This window comes from Pararhodonellum marinum (assembly GCF_015354735.1).
Lineage (GTDB): Bacteria > Bacteroidota > Bacteroidia > Cytophagales > Cyclobacteriaceae > Pararhodonellum > Pararhodonellum marinum.
In genome coordinates, this window is the sequence record NZ_JACEFJ010000013.1 from 66425 (window position 1) to 84072 (window position 17648).

Here is a 17648-nt window from a genome sequence, read left to right on the forward strand (position 1 = left end):
ATTGATCCGAAGATCATTTTTCCAATGTAAGAGAATCCCGACATAAGCTATATGCAATGTTGGCAGCTGGCTTCTTTTTTTAAGTAGATGTGTCAGTTTCGTCCCATTCTTCAATGTCCATGAATCTTCGCAACCAATTCAAAGTTTGATGTCTTAGAAACGAAATATTTCGGTCAATATCGGAATTATCCTTTTTACCATTGAACATAAGGTCTCTAAAGTAGGTGGTTGCAAGTTCATGAAATAGGTTTTCATCATAAATTTCAGTTGTATCCCTATAGTTCAATTCGTTCAGAAAGTCACCCAATTCTTCACCGAGAGCAGGAATCACATTCATAAAATCGTCAAGTTGCTGGTCATTTACTTGCTCAGTCGGAGTTGGTGTCTCTTTGATTAAGTTTAGAGCCCAAGCAAGAATGTAAGCACACTCTCTTTGCCAAGAAAAGTCAATTATTTTTTGCTCGTTTTTCAATTTTCCTTCAAGCAGTTCCCGCTCGTCAGGTGAAACATGGCTCAATAACTCTTCTCTTTTCAACCATTTTGTTATTGCTTCTCGATCGTCAAGTTCTGATGCTGTGTATGCAACCGCATATAATATCATCATTCTGCATCCTGTCACGTAAGGAGTTGAAAATTTCTTTTCATCAAACTCTAAATAAGGTAAGTATTGAATATGATACTCCTTAATTCCATGTTTCACCAATCTTTCTTCAAGGCGTTTCTTTCTATTATTAAGTTCTGTCGTCATATTTTTAGCTTGCTGCCAACTACTAAATAACCTCAACCCATTGAGGTTACATCGCTTATATACATACCTATGTTTTTATCAAAATTGCGAATACGGCAATATTAATGTTTGGAAGTATCCGGAAAGAAACGTTTGTAAGCGATTGAAAACTGATTCCGCTGGTATTTTATACAGAGGGAATCTCGGATTACACTAAACAAAACCCCCTAAAGTAAACGCTTATTTATTTAACAAAAAATACCCATTTCAAGGTATTTTTACCGAAATAGGCCCTGAAAACCGTAAAACCTGAGGCGATTCAGTTCTGGTCCGGTGAAAAGAGAGTGGATAAAAAAGGTTCTATTTGTGCAACCTGTTTCGGTTCAAACAGTGCCAGTTTTCTGATTTAATTTTCACTTCCTTTTATCCCCTTGGAGAAAGCAGATCGGGTTCATCATTTCCCGCATGCCGCAGCGGATGCGGTCGCCGTAGCGTTTTTCAATTTCGTCGCCGGTGAGGTTGGTGGTGATGTGGGTGATCATGTTTTGGTTGATGAATAATTCGTAGCGGTGAGGAGGATTTCGGCCATCACGTGGTATATGGTATTTTTGGGATACCTCCATACCTCCTCTCTCCGGTCGGATTTCGAACCCCCGGTTCTCATCCTGCCACCCTGGATTGGCTTTCCGTTTTGGACATAAAAAAACCTGTCTCCAGAAAGACAGGCTTTGTGACCTTAAGTCGGGGTGGCAGGATTCGAACCTGCGACCTCCTCGTCCCAAACGAGGCGCGATGACCGGGCTACGCTACACCCCGAACTTTTAAGCTTTTTGTGATTCCGATATCGAAACCAGTCGGTTTCTCATCGGGACAGGCTTCTCGCCCTTCACGCTTTTTCACTACTTGTGATCCCGCTGGGGCTCGAACCCAGGACCCATACATTAAAAGTGTATTGCTCTACCAGCTGAGCTACGGAATCATAATTTTTGGTATCTTTGATTGTTTTTAGAACAATCTTTCCCGTAATTGGACTGCAAATTTAACCTACTGAATTGAAAATGCCAAATATACCCCGCATCTTTATTGCAAAATTAATTATATTTTTTTTGACCTTTTTACAAAGCTTTAATTGTCAGGCAAATACTGACCAACTGAATTTAGCAGATTCTTTGTTTAATCAACGAAGTTACCAAGAAGCATTGGGCATTTATGAAGATTTGCTTCAAAATGAGCAAGTTTACTCCCCTGCGATGCTGATCAAAATGGCCTATATCTCAGAAGGCATCGGCGACTATCCCAAAGCCAGTTTTTACCTCTCCAAATACTATGACTACAACCCTTCTCCAAGGATAACCGATAAAATCAAATCCCTGACCCAACAAAACAACCTTCAAGGTTATCAGCTTTCTGATAGGGAACAGTTTTTCAAAATTTTGGTGGATAGGCAATCAGACATCACCACTTTACTGGCCATTTTGTTGGTCACCTCACTTATCCTGTTGATCACGCTTCGCCAAAAAGCCAATCACCCCAAATATTTGATCCCCAGCTTTGTTTTGATTTTTCTGCTGTTTATTTCCAATAATTTTCTTCATGTTCCTGAAAGGGCCATCATCATGAAAAACCCCACACTTATCATGGATCAGCCCACAGCCGCAGGAAATCTGGTGAGAAAAGTCAATATCGGACACCGGGTAATTCTCAAATCCAAAAAAGACATCTGGTATGAAATTGAATGGAACGACAAAAAAGCCTACATCAAACAGGATGACATTTCAAAAATTTAAGGGATCCATGTGTTTGAAATGACCATTCATTTTGATTTTTTCCCTGGCATTTTCCACTTCCTTCATAATCGGAATCATTTTGATGAAATGCTTGATTAAAAATCCCAATCGTTCTGTTTCGGAAGACATGATTAACAATTCATACTCTTCCTCTATTTTTAACCCCAACTTATGGGCAAACGTGTATGAGGTTATGTCCTTTTCATTGTATTCCACTTGATAATTTAAGAGCCTAAGCATTTCTTTCAAGTAAAAAATAAATTCTCTGAATACATTTTCAGGTACCTTCATGTCGTCCTCCAAATGCCGGACGTTTCCTCCGGCATAAAGCTTATTTTGTAGTGGGTTTTCGAAACTTAGGATCTCAAACACTTGCATGGCCTTGGTTCGGATATCCATTCTACCATCTTCATAGATCTTATGGACCTCCAATAGTTTGACTTCTGTGCCGTACGTCATCAATTTGTCAAGGTACACACAGACTCCAAATGAAAGCCCTTCCTTCTGGCAATCGTTTACCAATTCCTTGTATCGAGGTTCAAAAATATGAAGATTCAAATCTTCACCTGGAAAGGCAACTAACTTAAGAGGAAAAAAAGGCATCGCAGCATTCATACATTTGAATTTTCAAATTAATAACCCAATTGCCCTTAATTAGTTATCAAAATCCCTATTCATGAGACCATTTCACCAGAAAACAACCATTAAATTCCTACAAACCAATTTTTTTCCAAATGAGTTGTCTATCCCAGTCATGAAGGAATCATAGAAATCAAATTGAGATAAAACTTTCGAATGAAAGAACTGAAGGACCAAACGTAGAAACGATCTAAAAAAATCAATTTTCCTAATCAAATATTGACCATCATTCCTCCTCTACTAAAGACAAAATCTCGCCGGGGGTAGGATATAGACTTCTGATTTTCTGTTTATAGGCTTGAGGCAGTCGCTTGTGATTGAGGATATAATTTTTTACCGCCACGATTTCGTTTCCTAAACCAGCATTGACAGCATACCGGTCCGCAGCAAATTCTGCCTCAGACAGGTGTTTGTGGGACATGTAATATTTGGTACCGAAGGCCATCATCCCAATGCTTCCCCGGTTTAAGTAATCCATCACGTGACCGAGTTCATGACCCAACCAGCCCAATAAAGCTGATTCTGGAACTTCCTCAATAGGTATTTGGCCATCGATCAGCTGAAGATTTCGACTGATTTTGATCCTGTAATTTCGGTTTTTCTTACTTTTTAGCAGCAATGATCCTAGCCTAGGTTGTGCCTGCATGACAGAACCCTTTATGTTATGGATATATTTAAATTCAATATGGACTTCCTTAAGTTCAGGAAAATGAGAAAGGGCTTTTAAGGCTACATCCCTGATTTCATCCGGAATAATTTTATTGACTGCAAATTCCTCTAAATCAGCACCCTTCTCATCCACCGCTACAACCTCTTGGGCAATAGTTGCCTCCACTTGTTCTTGAAAAGGAACAGGTAAGAAAATCAAATGAACAAAAACAATCAAGTGAACAAAATACATGGGGTAATTAAGCTTTATTAGTCGAATATGGAAAGTAATCAATTAATCACTTGAATGCAAATTATTTCCTAATATTCTTTAAATATTTAAATTATTTATTTATAAAAAACAAATTTATTCTTTTTAGCTACTCAAGATTTGACATTGGCTTTTTCAAGTGCAATTGCTAATTTGCTTTTAATTTAAAAACGATAGCGTATGAGATACATTGTTTACTTCATCCTGTTACTGTTCATTTCGCTTTCACCTCGCCATGGCTATGGACAGGGAAAAGAACCAATCATCATGGCGATGATGGGACTATCGCATGGACATTCCTCTTGGATATTTAATCGGGAAGATTTGGGTGATTTGAAGATTAGCGGAATCTACGAACCTGATGTGGAATTGGCAAAACAATTTCAGGAAAGGTATGGATTGGAAGAAAAAATTTTTTACACAGATCCTGAGAAAATGTTGGATGAAGTAAAACCAAAAGCCGTCCTGGCTTTTGGAAGCATCCAAGAACACCTTCAGGTAGTGGAATGGGCTGCCCCCAGGGGCATCCATGTGATGGTGGAAAAGCCCCTTTCGGCATTTTTGGACCAGGCCATCAGGATGAAGGAACTTGCGGAGGAACACCAAATCTTTCTTTTGACCAACTATGAAACCTCTTGGTACCCCAGTACAGAAAAAACCAGACAGCTGCTTCTAGATGAAGAAAGTTTTGGTCCCATCAGAAAAGCCGTGTTTCATCATGGGCATAGGGGACCCAAAGAAATCGGTGTTGGGCCTGAGTTTTTGGAATGGTTAATCGATCCGGTCAAGAATGGCGGCGGGGCATTGATTGACTTTGGCTGCTACGGGGCAAACATCATGACTTATCTCATGAAGGGGGAAAAGCCTTTGTCGGTCACAGCCATCACCCAGACCTACAAACCGGACGTCTATTCCCAGGTCGATGACGAAGCCACCATCATCCTTCAGTATCCTGAAGCTCAGGCCATTTTGCAGGCTTCTTGGAACTGGCCTTTTGACAGAAAAGACATGGAAGTCTATGGAAGCAAGGGATACGTGATTTCAAAAGACCGATCAAACATGAGTTGGCGGAAAGAGGGAGACAAATCGAAAACAGCATTCGAGGCAGAAGCAAGCGCTCTGGGCGTGTACACAGACCCATTTACTTATTTTGTGGATGTGATCAACGATAAGGCAACCATAGAACCCTTCAGCTGGTATTCCTTAGAAAACAACATGATCGTGGTGGAAATCCTTGATGCAGCAAGGGAATCCGCCCGTTTAGGGGAGACGGTTTTTTTGCAGCCATAATTCGGAGATGATAGGCAGGTTTACCCCTTTTGCGGTTAAAAGTAAAAGGTCAGAAGTAAAGAAGAAAGAAGAGCTCAATGCCTGAAGCTGAAAGCTGAAAGTAGAGATCAACTGTCATTACGGGAAAAATAGTGCCGTAGGCATGAACGATTTAATAGCCCGGTAACTTATTGCCGGGACCTAAAGAGGCAAATATTTTTGAGCGTGCCGTAGGTATGGTAGGTTGATAAACAGAATAACAGAAAACAGGGTAGCGGAAGAGCTCAAATGTGAAAGTATTTAATACAAAGCGCACATGTCCAAAGATCTATAATAATAAGAGAGACTATCTTGAAGTCCCCCATGTGGGGGATTTAGGGGGAAAGCCATAAGCTGAAAGCTGAAAGTAGAGGTCAACTGTCATTGCGGGAAAAATAGTGCCGTAGGTACAGTAGATTGATAAACAGAATAATAGAAAACGGCTCGAAGCTCAAAGGAAAAAGCTGAAAGTAGGCTAAAACTGCACAATTGTAACTTGTCATCTAGTCAATTCTGGAAATTCTGGTTTAGAAAGGACATCTTTTTTGTGTAGATTTAAACCATTATGAAATAAATATTGGTTGTTAATATGTAACTCTTGCCCAGTGCTTCACTAGTCTCCATTTGGGAGGTGAACTCAAAAGTAATTTGCCCTTTGGAATATTATAGATAGATGTTGGGGCCTGTCTCCAATATACAATCGCAAAAAATTATACATGCTCAAAGACCAGCACAACAGAATCCATGATTACCTGCGAATATCCCTCACGGATAGTTGTAATTTCCGTTGTACATACTGCATGCCTGAGGAGGACATTGCCTGCCTTCCCCAAAAACACCTGATGCAGCCTGAGGAAATTGAAAAAATTGCCGAAACTTTTGTAGCCTTAGGGGTCAATAAAATCAGACTTACCGGAGGGGAACCGCTGGTGAGAAAGGAAGTGGCTGATATCCTTGACCGCCTGAGTCACTTACCGGTAGAATTGACCATGACCACCAATGGTGTCTTTTTGGATAAATACCTAGCAAATCTTAAAAATGCGGGTCTCCGCTCACTCAACATCAGCATAGACACTTTGGACAGAACGAAGTTTTTTCTTCTGACCAAAAGAGATCAGCTGGAAAAAGTGTGGACCAACATCCAATTGATGATTAGGGAAGGCTTCCGGATCAAACTCAATGTGGTGGCCATGAAGGGCATCAATGATGATGAGATCCTAGACTTTATCAAGCTTACAACAGATCAGCCACTCCATGTTCGGTTCATCGAATTTATGCCTTTTACCGGCAACCAATGGGAGAAAGGCAAGGTATTGCCCACTGCAGATATGTTGGCTATGGCTGAGGCAGCACTTGATTTTGTCAAACTGAAAGATGCCAAACATGACACTTCGAAAAAGTACAAGATCAAAGGGGCTGCAGGTACTTTTGCCTTCATCACCACGATGAGCCAGCCGTTTTGTGGGGATTGTAACCGCATGAGACTTACCGCTGACGGGAAAATGAAAAACTGTCTGTTTGGCAAGGATGAAATCGACCTCTTAAGTGCCCTGAGAAATGGTCAAGAAATTGCTTCTTTGATTCAAAAAAGCCTCTTTAGTAAACATGCAGTCATGGGCGGTCAGTTTAAGCAGTCCTACGAAGAGACTGATGGAAAAAGCATTGAAAACAGAAGCATGATCAAAATCGGCGGTTAACTTGTTCCCCGAACCATCTTAAAAATTCTTCTTACAACATGATATCCGTATCAGAAGCCAAAGCCATATTATCTCAAAACCTACCAGAACCCATAGTAGTTACCTCACCTTTGGATCTTTGTCTCGGAAAGGTGCTCGCTGCTGACCTTTATTCTCCTATTTCAGTTCCTTTGTTTGACAATGCTGCTATGGATGGGTATGCTTTTGCCTTTGCAGATTATGAGGAGAAAAAACCACTTAAGGTTTCCCATGTCGTTCAGGCTGGAGCGCCGTTTTTACCTGAAGTCAAAAACGGAGAGGCTGCACGCATTTTTACAGGTGCACCTGTACCTCCTGGGACAGATACAGTGGTGATGCAGGAAATCTGTGAAATTGACCAAGGCCAATTGAAAATCTTGTCAAAAGATATCAAAAAGGGTGAAAATATCAGGCTAAAAGGTTCACAAACTAAAACCGGAGAGCTGATCATGGAAAAAGGTTTGCAACTAAATCCTGCCATGATCGGTTTTTTGGCCGGTTTGGGACTTTCCGAATTGCCAGTTTACAAATTCCCAAATGTGGTGGTCTTGACTTCAGGCAAAGAATTGGTCTTGCCCGGTAAACCCCTATTACCGGGTCAGATCTATGAGAGCAATTCTTATGCCTTGCGGGCCACCTTGGCGGAGCTGGGCATCACTGCTACAAAATGGCCAACGGTAGATGATGAACCGGAAAAAGTCCGCTTGTCCATCAAAGAAGCCTTGGTAAATTGTGATGTGCTATTGATCACGGGCGGCATATCCGTGGGAGAATACGATTTCGTCCAAGCTGCTTTAGAGGATCTGGGAGTGGAAAAACTGTTCTATAAGGTCAAACAGAAACCAGGGAAACCACTTTATGCCGGAAAAAAGGGAGACAAGCTGGTGTTTGGATTGCCTGGAAATCCAGCCTCTACCTTGACTTGCTTTTACCAATATGTAAAACCAAGTTTGCTACAAATGATGGGAAAGAAGCCTGAAGATCCCATTTCGGCGGCACTGAAAACTACTTTTCAAAAAAAAGAAGGGCTTACCCAGTTTATGAAAGGCCGATTGACCGACGGACTGGTCCATCTCCTAACAGGACAGGAATCCTATAAAATGAATTCTTTCGCAGTCAGTAATTGTCTCGTTGAACTGCCGGAATCAGATACTGACCTCGCCAAAGGCACCTTGGTGAAAGTCCATCTATTGCAATAAAACCCATTCATCTGAAACCGACAGCCATAAATTGTTGTTGGTTTGAAAAAATAAGCAAATGATCAAGGTAAAGGCATTTGGAAAAATCACAGAAATCCTGGAAAACGAAAATCTGGAGTTTTCAGGAATTTCAGATACTGTTGAATTGAAGGAATTTTTGGAACAATCCTATCCGGAATTGAAAAATCTGACGTATCAAATTGCGGTCAACAGACAAATTGCTCTTGACAATACCCGATTGGAGGAGCATTCAGAAGTAGCCTTATTGCCTCCTTTTTCCGGTGGATAAAGTATATGTGATGGACTACCAAAGATATAGCAGGCAAATGATCCTGCCTGGTTTTGGGAAGGAATCCCAGCAAAAGCTCTCGCAAGCCAAGGTGCTGGTAATTGGAGCGGGGGGTTTGGGCTGCCCTGCTTTATTGTACCTCACCGCAGCGGGATTAGGTAAAATCGGGCTTGTGGATTTTGATTTTGTTGAGCTTTCCAACCTGCACAGGCAAGTTATTTTCACCGAAAAAGATGTAGGCAGGCCCAAGGCATTGGCAGCTGCAGAAAGGTTACATGCCCGAAATGGTCAGGCTTCCATCATCCCATACCAAACATCCCTTAATCCTTCAAACGCGGAAAAGCTGGTAGCAGAATATGATTTGGTATTGGATGGATCAGATAATTTGGCAACCAGATATTTGGTGAATGATGTTTGTGCCCTGCTTGGTAAACCATTGATTTACGGAGCCATTTATAGGTATGAAGGACAGGTCGCCATCTTCAATCAGGCTGATACTACCGGTAAAGTCACACAATACCGGGATTTGTTTCCAGAGTTACCGGATTCCAATCAAATACCAAATTGCGCTGAGGCAGGGGTAATAGGTTTGTTGCCCGGCATCATAGGATGCCTTATGGCCAATGAAGTGATCAAACTGGTTACAAAAATAGGCAGGCCTTTGATCAACCAACTTTTGACTTTTAATGCACTTAATTACGAAACCTATATCATGGACATCATCTCCCACCCCTCTGGGAATGAAGCGCTACCCAAAGACTTAAATGAATTAAAAAATCGGGATTATGGAGAGATTTGCCCTATGGAATTGACAGGTGTGGTAGTGGCAGAGGAACTTGAATCCTTTTTGGCTAACCATCCCGAGGTGCAGCTCATTGATGTTAGGGAAGAGGCCGAAACACCAAAATTGACTGCTTTTTCCTATAAATCATTTCCCTTATCCCTACTTGAAGAAAAAATGGCTGACTTGGCAGAAAGCAACTCAGTATTGGTTTTCTGTCAATCAGGAATCCGAAGCGCACAGGCTGCAACCCATATTTCCAAAAGCTTTCCGAACAAAAAGATCTTTCAATTGAAAGGAGGAATCAACAGTTGGCTGGCTTTTCAATCCCACACGCATGAAGAAAAATGACATAGAGTTCCTTGAAGGTCCCATCCCCCCAACACTGGTTGCTGAAGTGATCGGGGAATTTAACAATGCCCATGAGGTGGGTGCTCATGCATTATTTGTAGGTCAAATCAGAAATGATACAGTAGAAGGCCAACAAGTGCAAGCCATCGCGTATACGGCCTACACAGCAATGGCATTGGAAACAGGCTTAAAAATTCTAAGCGAAATTGTGGATAAGTATCAACTTCACCAGTTAAGGGTGTACCACAGTTTAGGAAATGTTGGTGTAGGTGAGATAAGCCTTTTTGTCATAGCCCTTTCCAAACACAGAAGAAGTGCTTTAGATAGCTGCAGCGAGGCTGTGGAACGAATAAAAAAGGAATTGCCGGTATGGGGGAAGGAAATTTTGGAAGGTGATAGCCACCATTGGAAAAAAAACACCTGAAACCAATCGCAGGACAGATGAATCTAGCTGTGAATCTATTTTATCGATTATTTTTTCTTTGGACGAAAAACTTTGACCACCTCTTCGTTACATTTCAAATAAGGCCCCTCAATCAAGTCAATGCAATAAGGCACTGCGGGAAAAACCGCATCAAGACATTGCCGGATGGCTGAAGGTTTACCTGGCAAATTGATGATCAGGCTCTTTTTTCTGATGCCTGCAGTTTGCCTGGAAAGAATAGCAGTGGGTACATATTGCAAGCTGACCTGTCTCATCAGTTCACCAAAACCAGGCAGCATTTTTTCACAAACAGCTTCAGTAGCCTCGGGGGTTACATCCCGTAATGCGGGGCCGGTTCCTCCCGTAGTTACGATCAGACAGCAATTCTCCGTATCACTCAGTTCGATCAGGGTTTTTTCCAAAAGATCCTGTTCATCCGGAACAACTCGGTAAACAGGAATCCATTCACTGACCAAAAATTCATTCATGGTGCGAATGATTTCCTTGCCGGAAATGTCTTCATAAACCTGGGCAGCAGCCCTGTCAGATGAAGTCAGAATTCCAATTTTGATTGCTGGCATAATAAAAAAGCAGGGCCCTCATCAAGGGCCCTGCAGAAGTTAGTCATTAAAATGATAGATTTTTCATGAATTCGGCATTCTTTTGGGCGGCATCCAAGGGATTGGTACCTTCAAATTTTTCCTGTTCTACTATGAAATATTCCATACCATTGTCCTTGGCAGAGCGAAGGACAGAAGGATAATCTATGTCTCCTGTACCCAATACCGTGGATGCATCTCCTTTTCCAAGCGGAGTACCATGTTCTCTATCCTTGACATGCCCTAATTTGAAACGGTTTTTGTATTTTTCGAAATAGGCTTTGGGGTCTGCCCCAACGTTGATGGCCCAGAAGATATCCAATTCAAAATCCACCAAATCAGGATCTGTGTTTTCCAACAACACATCGTGTGGAATTTTGCCCTCCAGTTCTTCAAAAGTATAGCCATGGTTGTGATAGGCAAACCTGATGCCGGCATCTTTACATATTTTTCCGGCTTCATTGAATCGATCGGCTTGCTTCTTATATTCATCGATCGACTTTTGAGGCCCGATCCAAGGACTTATCAGGTATTTCATATTGATCGCTGCAGCTTCTTCAGCCAATTGTGCTGTATTTTGAAACACATTGCAATGTGAGGCGACAAAATCCAAACCTAAGTCTCCTGTGAAGGACTTGAATTCTTTATTGTCCATCCCCCAAAAGATTCCTTTTCCGCCATCAAAACCTTCAATTTGGGTATAGCCATAGGAAGCGATTTTCTCAATGGTGGACCTGGCATCCACAGCCATGTCTTCTTTAACGGAATAAAGCTGAATACCAAAATCCGAAAGGGTTCCCTTGACTGATTCGGCCACAGATTCCTCCAAGTCCTCAGATTCCCTTCTTGGGCTGGTGCAAAATTGTAAGGGAACGAAAGCTCCTGCTGCTACAAAAGCCCCAAGCTTGATGAATTTTCTTCTATTGTTCATGGTGATTGGGTTAGGTTAAATATAAAAGGGTTGGAACAGAATAACAACGCTGTCCAACCCCGATGTAGTAAGATCAATATCAGCCAAGCGCAAATGCCCGGTCTCCTTTTTGGTAAGGAACACAACCTTCATATTTTCCTGGCGTTTCCACATATCGCAAGGCTTGGGTGGCCCCTATTTCAGATGTGAAATATCCCAATACAGTCAAATCCCTGAGCATACTGATGTAATGTGGCCCTTCCGGATCTTCAGGATTGTTCATGGATTGAGATTTGAGCTGATTTAGGTACGCCGTTCTGTTTTCTGGTGAGGCTTTTACAAAATCCTCTCCCTTGTCGGATTTAAAATTCTTTCTTAAGGAATTTAAACCATTGACGAAGGTTTCCTGCTGCCCTTTATCGTAAGTGGCTTTTACCATTTCCACCATAAAATTGCCAATCTCTGTCGCTTTTGCCCCAGGAGTGTCTGTGGTAGGAATGATGGCTTCTCCTATTTCATCCAAAAAAGCAATGTCATCCGGGGAAAAATCAAGCCCTTCAATTTGGGTCTCAGGGGCACAACCTGTCAGGATTACATTGGCTCCCACCATGGTACCGCCCATCATCACCACAAAACTCTTGAGTGCATCTCTTCTGTTCATTGTCATGTTTGCTGCTATTTAATGCTTATAAATTTCTCTTTTTCAATTCTTCTACTGCAAAATTTGCGGCTCTTGCAGTCATGGCCATATAAGTCAGAGAGGGGTTTTGGCAGGCCCCTGAGGTCATACAGGCTCCGTCTGTCACAAAAACATTTTTGGCATCCCAAACCTGGTTGTTGCCATTCAGCACGGAGGTTTTGGGGTCTCTGCCCATTCTGGCGGTTCCCATTTCGTGGATGCCTTGTCCAAAGGTGTACCCTCCATCATAGGCGCTGACATTTTTAAGCCCGGCTGCTTCCAACATCTCTGCGGCATCATTCATCATATCCACCCGCATTTTTTTCTCATTGTCCCTAATTTCACAGTCCATTTCCAATACAGGCAAACCCCATTTGTCTTTTACTTCTTTGCTTAGCTTGACCGTATTGTCGTGATAAGGCAGGATTTCTCCGAAAGCGGTCATCCCTATGCTCCATGGTCCAGGTTCTTGTAAGGCTTCTTTCATGGGAGCACCAAATTCCATCTCCGCAACATTCCTACTCCAACCGCTCCGACTGGCAGCTCCTTGATAGCCAAATCCCCTGATGTAATCTCTTTTTTCACCTTCCAGGTTTCTAAATCTCGGGATGTAAAACCCGCCTGGTCTTCGACCAAAATAGTATTTGTCATCAAACCCTTCCACTGTCCCGTTTGCTCCTAATCTGAAGTGGTGGTCCATGGCATTGTGACCCAATTCCCCGGAACTACTACCCAAGCCTTCTGGCCAAACATCTGTGGCGGAACGCATGAGTATGGAGGTTGAATTGAATGCTGAAGCACATAAAAATACGACCTTGGCATTGAATTCCATGGTCTCGTTGGATTCACCATCTACGATCTCTACCCCTGTTGCTTTCTTGCTGTCTTTGTCGTAAAGCAACCTGGTCACGATGGACCAAGGCCTCAAGGTAAGGTTTCCGGTAGCAACTGCAGCAGGTAGTGTGGAGGACTGCGTACTGAAGTATCCCCCAAAAGGACAGCCCAGCGAACATTTGTTTCTGTACTGGCAACCTACCCTTCCAGGCAATGGCTGGGTGATGTTGGCCACTCTGCTATGAAGGATGTGCCTTTTGCCGCCAAAAGCCTCCTTGACCCTTTGGCTGACGGATTCCTCCACACAATTTAATGGAATAGGTGGCATAAACTCTCCATCTGGAAGGTGCTTGACCCCATCCCTATTGCCAGAAATACCGGCAAACTTTTCAACATAGCTGTACCACGGGGCCAGGTCTTTGTATCGGATCGGCCAGTCCACGGCAATTCCCTGTTTGGCGTTGGCCTCAAAATCTATATCGTCAATTCTGTAACTGTGCCTTCCCCATAATAGAGACCTTCCTCCTACTTGATATCCTCTAAACCATGTAAAAGGTTTTTTCTCTACATAAGGGGAATCACTTTCGTGAGCCCACCAATCAATATTTTGGATATTTAAGACATAATCCCTTCTCAGATTGGGATGCTCTTCCAGCATCTGTTGTGTTCTTCTTCCCCTATATGGGGTTTCCCAAGGCGGTTGGGTAGCTGTCTTGTAATCCTTTACATGTTCCACATTAGGGCCCCTTTCCAGCAACAATACCTTTAGCCCTTTTTCAGTCAATTCCTTCGCTGCCCAGCCTCCGGAGATACCCGAGCCTACAACGATCGCATCAAATTCTTGATTCGCCATAATTACTATTTTTGTTCACTTCCTTATTTACAAACTATTAAATATCACAAATGGCAATCGCCTCTCTCAGTGATGCCTCCTTATCTTCAGCTTTTGGAATAAATTCCTGTGCCACATAACCAGTAAACCCTGTTTGCTGAATGGCCTTCATGATGGACCTGTAATTTAATTCCTGGTCTTCACCGATTTCATTTCTTCCGGGATTGCCTCCGGTATGGTAATGGGCAAAGTACTGATGGTTGTTTTGAATGGTGCGGGTCACGTCACCTTCATCGATCTGCATGTGGTAAATATCAAAGAGCAATTTAAAATGCTCGCTGCCTACTTGCTTGCAGAGCTCTATGCCCCATGCACTCTTGTCAGCCATGTAGTCCTTGTGGTCGATTTTGCTGTTCAGCAATTCCATGACCAAGATCACATTATTCTTTTCAGCCAGGCTTACTACTTTTTTGATTCCTTCAAGGCTGTTTTTCAGACCGGTTTCGTCATCCATCCCATCTCTGTTGCCACTGAAGCAAATCAGGTTCTTATAACCTGCTTTCGATACCAAGGGTATCATTTCAGTATAATTTTCAACTAGCTTGGGGTGGTATTGTTTGTTGTTGAATCCATGCACCAAATTGATCTCTGCCCCATTGCACATGGAACTGTCTATGCCGTGTTTTTTAAGGATGGGCCATCCTTGTGGCCCTACTAGGTCTATGGCGCTGAACCCGATGTCCTTGATCAGCACACACAATTCCTCTAAAGTAAGGTGGTTATATGTCCAAGCACAGACCGAGTGGTTGATGTTTCCTTTCAGCATTTCTAGGGGTTGGCTTTCTGCCTTACATGAGAGATAAGTACCGGGAGTTGCTAGGGCTGCAGAGCCCATCATCATTTTTTTTAGCGCTTTTCTTCTTTGGTTCAAATAGGTCATTTTATCGCTTCTTTCAATTGTTTTTTCCCTTTTTTAAGATCCTGTTCTTTGAAAAAGACCAGGAAAAAGATCACTACAGCCATAGCAATGCCAGCCGGAATCAACCAAATCGATTGCCAGTCATTCAGCCCATTTTGGGAAAGAAAGGCATCGGAGACCAATCCTGCCACATAATATCCGATCAGCATCCCTACCCCATAGGTTGCGAGTGTGATCATCCCCTGAGCAGCGCTTTTGAATTTGATGCCTGCCTTGGAGTCCGTGTAAATCTGTCCTGACACGAAAAAGAAATCATAGCATATGCCGTGTAATCCTATACCTATAAGCAGCATAAACATGCCAGATCCGGCATCCCCGTAAGCAAAGAGCACATACCGTACTACCCAAGCAAACATGCCAAACAGTAAGGTCTTTTTGATGCCGTAACGGGAAAAGAATAAGGGTAGCAAAAGCATGAAGAGGACTTCAGAGCCTTGTCCTATGGTCATCAGACCGGTGGGATTGGGGACTCCAATGTCTGCGAGAAAAGGGTTGGTAATTTGGTAGTAAAACGAAAGTGGTATGCAAATCAATATAGAGGTAATGAAAAAGACTGCGAAATTCCGATCCTTCAGCAAACCCAATGCATCTAAACCGAGAATTTCGGAAAGGGTCAATTTTTTACTCTTATCCGCTTTTGGGGGATTTGGTGGGAGAGTAAAACTATACAATCCCAAAATCAAAGCGGCAATGGAGGCCATTAAAAAGGTGTTTCTCAACATGCCTTCATCTAGTCCTACCTGACTATCCCAGAAAAACACATAGCTTATGGTAAGCCCTGCTGCAATCCAACCAATAGTACCCCATACACGAATCACAGCAAAATCTTTGGCCGGGTCCAACATCTGATTGAAAGACACGGAATTGACCAAGGCAAGGGTAGGCATAAATAATATCATGTAAGCCAGCACAAAGGGATAAAATGCTGTAAAATCAGCCGCATTGTACATCATAAACATCATTACGGCCCCCAATAAGTGAAGCAAACCAAGGATTTTTTCGGCATTGAAATACCTGTCGGCAATCAGTCCTATGATAAATGGGGCAATGATCGCACCGAGGGACTGGGTGGAAAATGCAGCAGAAATCTGCGTTCCGGATGCGCCAAGGTTACTGCCCAAGTAGGTCCCAAGTGTCACAAACCAAGCCCCCCAAATAAAAAATTCTAGGAACATCATGAAAGACAACCTGACTCGGATACCGTTACTCATTTGGGCCTTGGGGTTATTGTTTATGGCAAAATAGGCTTAAGCGAAGAGCAAACTAATCAATTTTAGATTTATTTTTAATTCTTTTTCGCTTAATTTTAATTTTGGAGACGCTTTACTGGAATTACTGCGTATGGCAGTTGTCAAGCTTTACCACTCATAACATCAATATACAATTGGTAAATTAAAACGTTTGGGTGATCAGCAGAAACATTTGGATAAAGTATCTTACTTGAAATTTAAGACAAAATATTAAGCTTTAAAAATCCCTAAACCAAAGAACAAAAGAATGGTAAACAAAAAACTCAAAATAGGTATGATCGGAGGCGGACCGGGATCTTTTATCGGGGCCATTCACAGAATGGCTGCAACCATGGATGGCCTGATGGAAGTAGTCGCCGGAGCCTTCAGCAGCAATCCCGAAAAATCCAGACAAACAGGAGAAGAACTTTTTTTAGATCCCTCGAGAGTATATGCCAATTATGATGATCTCTTGGACAAAGAAAAAAACCTCCCGGAATCTGAGCGGATCGATGTGGTCTGTATCGTCACTCCTAACCATGTACATTTTGACCCTACCATCAAAGCCTTAAAAAGTGGCTTTCATGTGATTCTGGACAAACCGATGACTTTTACCCTAGAGGAAGCCAAAACCCTCTATGATGCCATCAAATCTTCCGGGAAGCTTTTCTGCCTTACCCATACTTACACGGGCTATCCCATGATAAAAGAAGCCAAAAGCCTGATTGAGAAAGGGGTCTTGGGAAAAATCAGGAAAGTGTATGTGGAGTATCCTCAGGGCTGGCTTTGGAAAAAACTGGAAACCGAAGACAACAAGCAAGCCCAATGGAGAACTGACCCGAACCAAAGTGGCAGTTCCAATTGCATGGGAGATATTGGTACACATGCTTTTAACCTCGCCGAGTATGTCTCAGGCCTCCAGGTAAGCCACCTGTGTGCCCACTTAAACATAACCGTGGAAGGAAGGGTTTTGGATGATGATGGGGCAGTGCTCTTGAAATTCAACAATGGAGCCCATGGGATTTTGACCGCTTCCCAAATCAACACCGGAGCTGAAAACAACCTTAAGATCAGAATTTATGGCGAAAAAGCCGGGCTGGAATGGGAACAGGAAGACAACAATTCTCTGAGGTTGAGGTGGCCGGATAAGCCCGATGAAATCTATCGGGCTGGGACAGGCTATCTCTCTTCCCTTGCCAATGAAAATACGAGGACACCCGCCGGTCATCCGGAAGGATACATTGAAGCTTTTGCCAACTTGTATAGAAATTTTGCAAGAACATACTATGCACTGGAAGCAGGGAAGGACCCGAAAAAAGAATGGTTGGATTTCCCTGGAGCTGAAGATGGCTTAAGAGGAATGGCTTTTGTCAAAAATGTACTGGCCAGCAACCAATCAGATAAAAAATGGACACCTTTTGAGGTTTAGCGCTCAAATTGATTCCAA

The 17648-nt window shown here is 42.6% G+C and carries 18 protein-coding genes and 2 tRNA genes; 8 read left to right on the forward strand and 12 right to left on the reverse strand.

What is annotated here, in order from left to right:
* Positions 1 to 79 precede the first annotated feature (79 nt).
* The 4 genes from H1A14_RS19210 to H1A14_RS19220 form a co-directional block, all read right to left on the reverse strand.
* On the reverse strand, positions 80 to 748 hold the full coding sequence (locus tag H1A14_RS19210; protein ID WP_194777921.1) for a DUF4272 domain-containing protein: 669 nt from the start codon (positions 746 to 748) through the stop codon (positions 80 to 82).
* 392 nt (positions 749 to 1140) lie between these two features.
* Positions 1141 to 1269 carry a hypothetical protein gene (locus tag H1A14_RS23310; protein ID WP_262893975.1) on the reverse strand — a complete coding sequence of 43 codons (129 nt, stop codon included), beginning with the start codon at positions 1267 to 1269 and terminating at the stop codon, positions 1141 to 1143.
* A gap of 199 nt (positions 1270 to 1468) precedes the next feature.
* Positions 1469 to 1543 (reverse strand) — tRNA-Pro (locus H1A14_RS19215).
* Positions 1544 to 1633: 90 nt separating this feature from the next.
* A tRNA-Lys gene (locus tag H1A14_RS19220) sits at positions 1634 to 1706 on the reverse strand.
* Positions 1707 to 1896: 190 nt separating this feature from the next.
* Here H1A14_RS19220 and H1A14_RS19225 point away from each other — a divergent pair.
* Positions 1897 to 2514, forward strand: a complete 618-nt coding sequence (locus tag H1A14_RS19225; RefSeq protein WP_317174910.1) for a hypothetical protein — start codon at positions 1897 to 1899, stop codon at positions 2512 to 2514.
* Here H1A14_RS19225 and H1A14_RS19230 read toward each other — a convergent pair.
* Both H1A14_RS19230 and H1A14_RS19235 read right to left on the reverse strand, forming a co-directional pair.
* The gene (locus H1A14_RS19230) at positions 2503 to 3129 is read right to left on the reverse strand and encodes an LON peptidase substrate-binding domain-containing protein (RefSeq protein WP_194777923.1); all 627 of its coding nucleotides are present in this window, start codon (positions 3127 to 3129) and stop codon (positions 2503 to 2505) included. The genes H1A14_RS19225 and H1A14_RS19230 overlap by 12 nt on opposite strands.
* 250 nt (positions 3130 to 3379) lie before the next feature.
* Positions 3380 to 4054: a hypothetical protein gene (locus H1A14_RS19235; RefSeq protein ID WP_228527882.1), complete on the reverse strand. Its 675-nt coding sequence runs from the start codon at positions 4052 to 4054 to the stop codon at positions 3380 to 3382.
* Positions 4055 to 4252: 198 nt separating this feature from the next.
* Here H1A14_RS19235 and H1A14_RS19240 point away from each other — a divergent pair, with 198 nt between their 5' ends.
* The 6 genes from H1A14_RS19240 to H1A14_RS19265 all read left to right on the forward strand — a co-directional run bounded on the left by H1A14_RS19240 (position 4253) and on the right by H1A14_RS19265 (position 10139).
* Positions 4253 to 5362, forward strand: coding sequence for a Gfo/Idh/MocA family protein (locus H1A14_RS19240; protein WP_194777924.1), 1110 nt, complete (start codon positions 4253 to 4255; stop codon positions 5360 to 5362).
* A 734-nt stretch (positions 5363 to 6096) separates the two neighbouring features.
* Positions 6097 to 7077, forward strand: coding sequence for a GTP 3',8-cyclase MoaA (gene moaA, locus H1A14_RS19245; protein WP_194777925.1), 981 nt, complete (start codon positions 6097 to 6099; stop codon positions 7075 to 7077).
* Positions 7078 to 7115: 38 nt separating this feature from the next.
* Entirely contained in the window at positions 7116 to 8294 is a 1179-nt protein-coding gene (locus H1A14_RS19250) for a molybdopterin molybdotransferase MoeA (RefSeq protein WP_194777926.1), read from the forward strand.
* Between the two features lie 58 nt (positions 8295 to 8352).
* A complete protein-coding gene (locus H1A14_RS19255) occupies positions 8353 to 8583 on the forward strand; it encodes a MoaD/ThiS family protein (protein ID WP_194777927.1) in 231 nt (76 codons plus the stop codon).
* Between the two features lie 10 nt (positions 8584 to 8593).
* Positions 8594 to 9715 carry a HesA/MoeB/ThiF family protein gene (locus H1A14_RS19260; RefSeq protein WP_228527883.1) on the forward strand — a complete coding sequence of 374 codons (1122 nt, stop codon included), beginning with the start codon at positions 8594 to 8596 and terminating at the stop codon, positions 9713 to 9715.
* Positions 9702 to 10139 (forward strand): molybdenum cofactor biosynthesis protein MoaE, encoded by a 438-nt coding sequence (locus tag H1A14_RS19265; RefSeq protein WP_194777928.1) that lies wholly within the window; start codon positions 9702 to 9704, stop codon positions 10137 to 10139. Before H1A14_RS19260 ends, H1A14_RS19265 begins: the two co-directional genes overlap by 14 nt.
* A 47-nt stretch (positions 10140 to 10186) precedes the next feature.
* On the opposite strand, the gene mog is transcribed toward H1A14_RS19265, so the two are convergent.
* From mog to H1A14_RS19295, 6 genes are all read right to left on the reverse strand, one after another.
* Positions 10187 to 10720, reverse strand: a complete 534-nt coding sequence (gene mog, locus H1A14_RS19270) for a molybdopterin adenylyltransferase (RefSeq protein WP_194777929.1) — start codon at positions 10718 to 10720, stop codon at positions 10187 to 10189.
* Between the two features lie 46 nt (positions 10721 to 10766).
* On the reverse strand, positions 10767 to 11669 hold the full coding sequence (locus tag H1A14_RS19275) for a sugar phosphate isomerase/epimerase family protein (protein WP_194777930.1): 903 nt from the start codon (positions 11667 to 11669) through the stop codon (positions 10767 to 10769).
* A 79-nt stretch (positions 11670 to 11748) separates the two neighbouring features.
* Complete coding sequence (locus H1A14_RS19280) at positions 11749 to 12315, reverse strand: gluconate 2-dehydrogenase subunit 3 family protein (RefSeq protein WP_194777931.1); 567 nt, start codon at positions 12313 to 12315, stop codon at positions 11749 to 11751.
* 19 nt (positions 12316 to 12334) lie between these two features.
* Positions 12335 to 14014, reverse strand: a complete 1680-nt coding sequence (locus tag H1A14_RS19285) for a GMC oxidoreductase (RefSeq protein ID WP_194777932.1) — start codon at positions 14012 to 14014, stop codon at positions 12335 to 12337.
* Positions 14015 to 14051: 37 nt separating this feature from the next.
* Positions 14052 to 14933: a hydroxypyruvate isomerase family protein gene (locus tag H1A14_RS19290; RefSeq protein ID WP_194777933.1), complete on the reverse strand. Its 882-nt coding sequence runs from the start codon at positions 14931 to 14933 to the stop codon at positions 14052 to 14054.
* The gene (locus H1A14_RS19295; protein ID WP_194777934.1) at positions 14930 to 16183 is read right to left on the reverse strand and encodes a nucleoside permease; all 1254 of its coding nucleotides are present in this window, start codon (positions 16181 to 16183) and stop codon (positions 14930 to 14932) included. Before H1A14_RS19295 ends, H1A14_RS19290 begins: the two co-directional genes overlap by 4 nt.
* A gap of 286 nt (positions 16184 to 16469) precedes the next feature.
* Between H1A14_RS19295 and H1A14_RS19300 the strand changes: the two genes are divergently transcribed.
* Positions 16470 to 17630 carry a Gfo/Idh/MocA family protein gene (locus H1A14_RS19300; protein ID WP_194777935.1) on the forward strand — a complete coding sequence of 387 codons (1161 nt, stop codon included), beginning with the start codon at positions 16470 to 16472 and terminating at the stop codon, positions 17628 to 17630.
* The last annotated feature ends 18 nt before the right edge of the window (positions 17631 to 17648 follow it).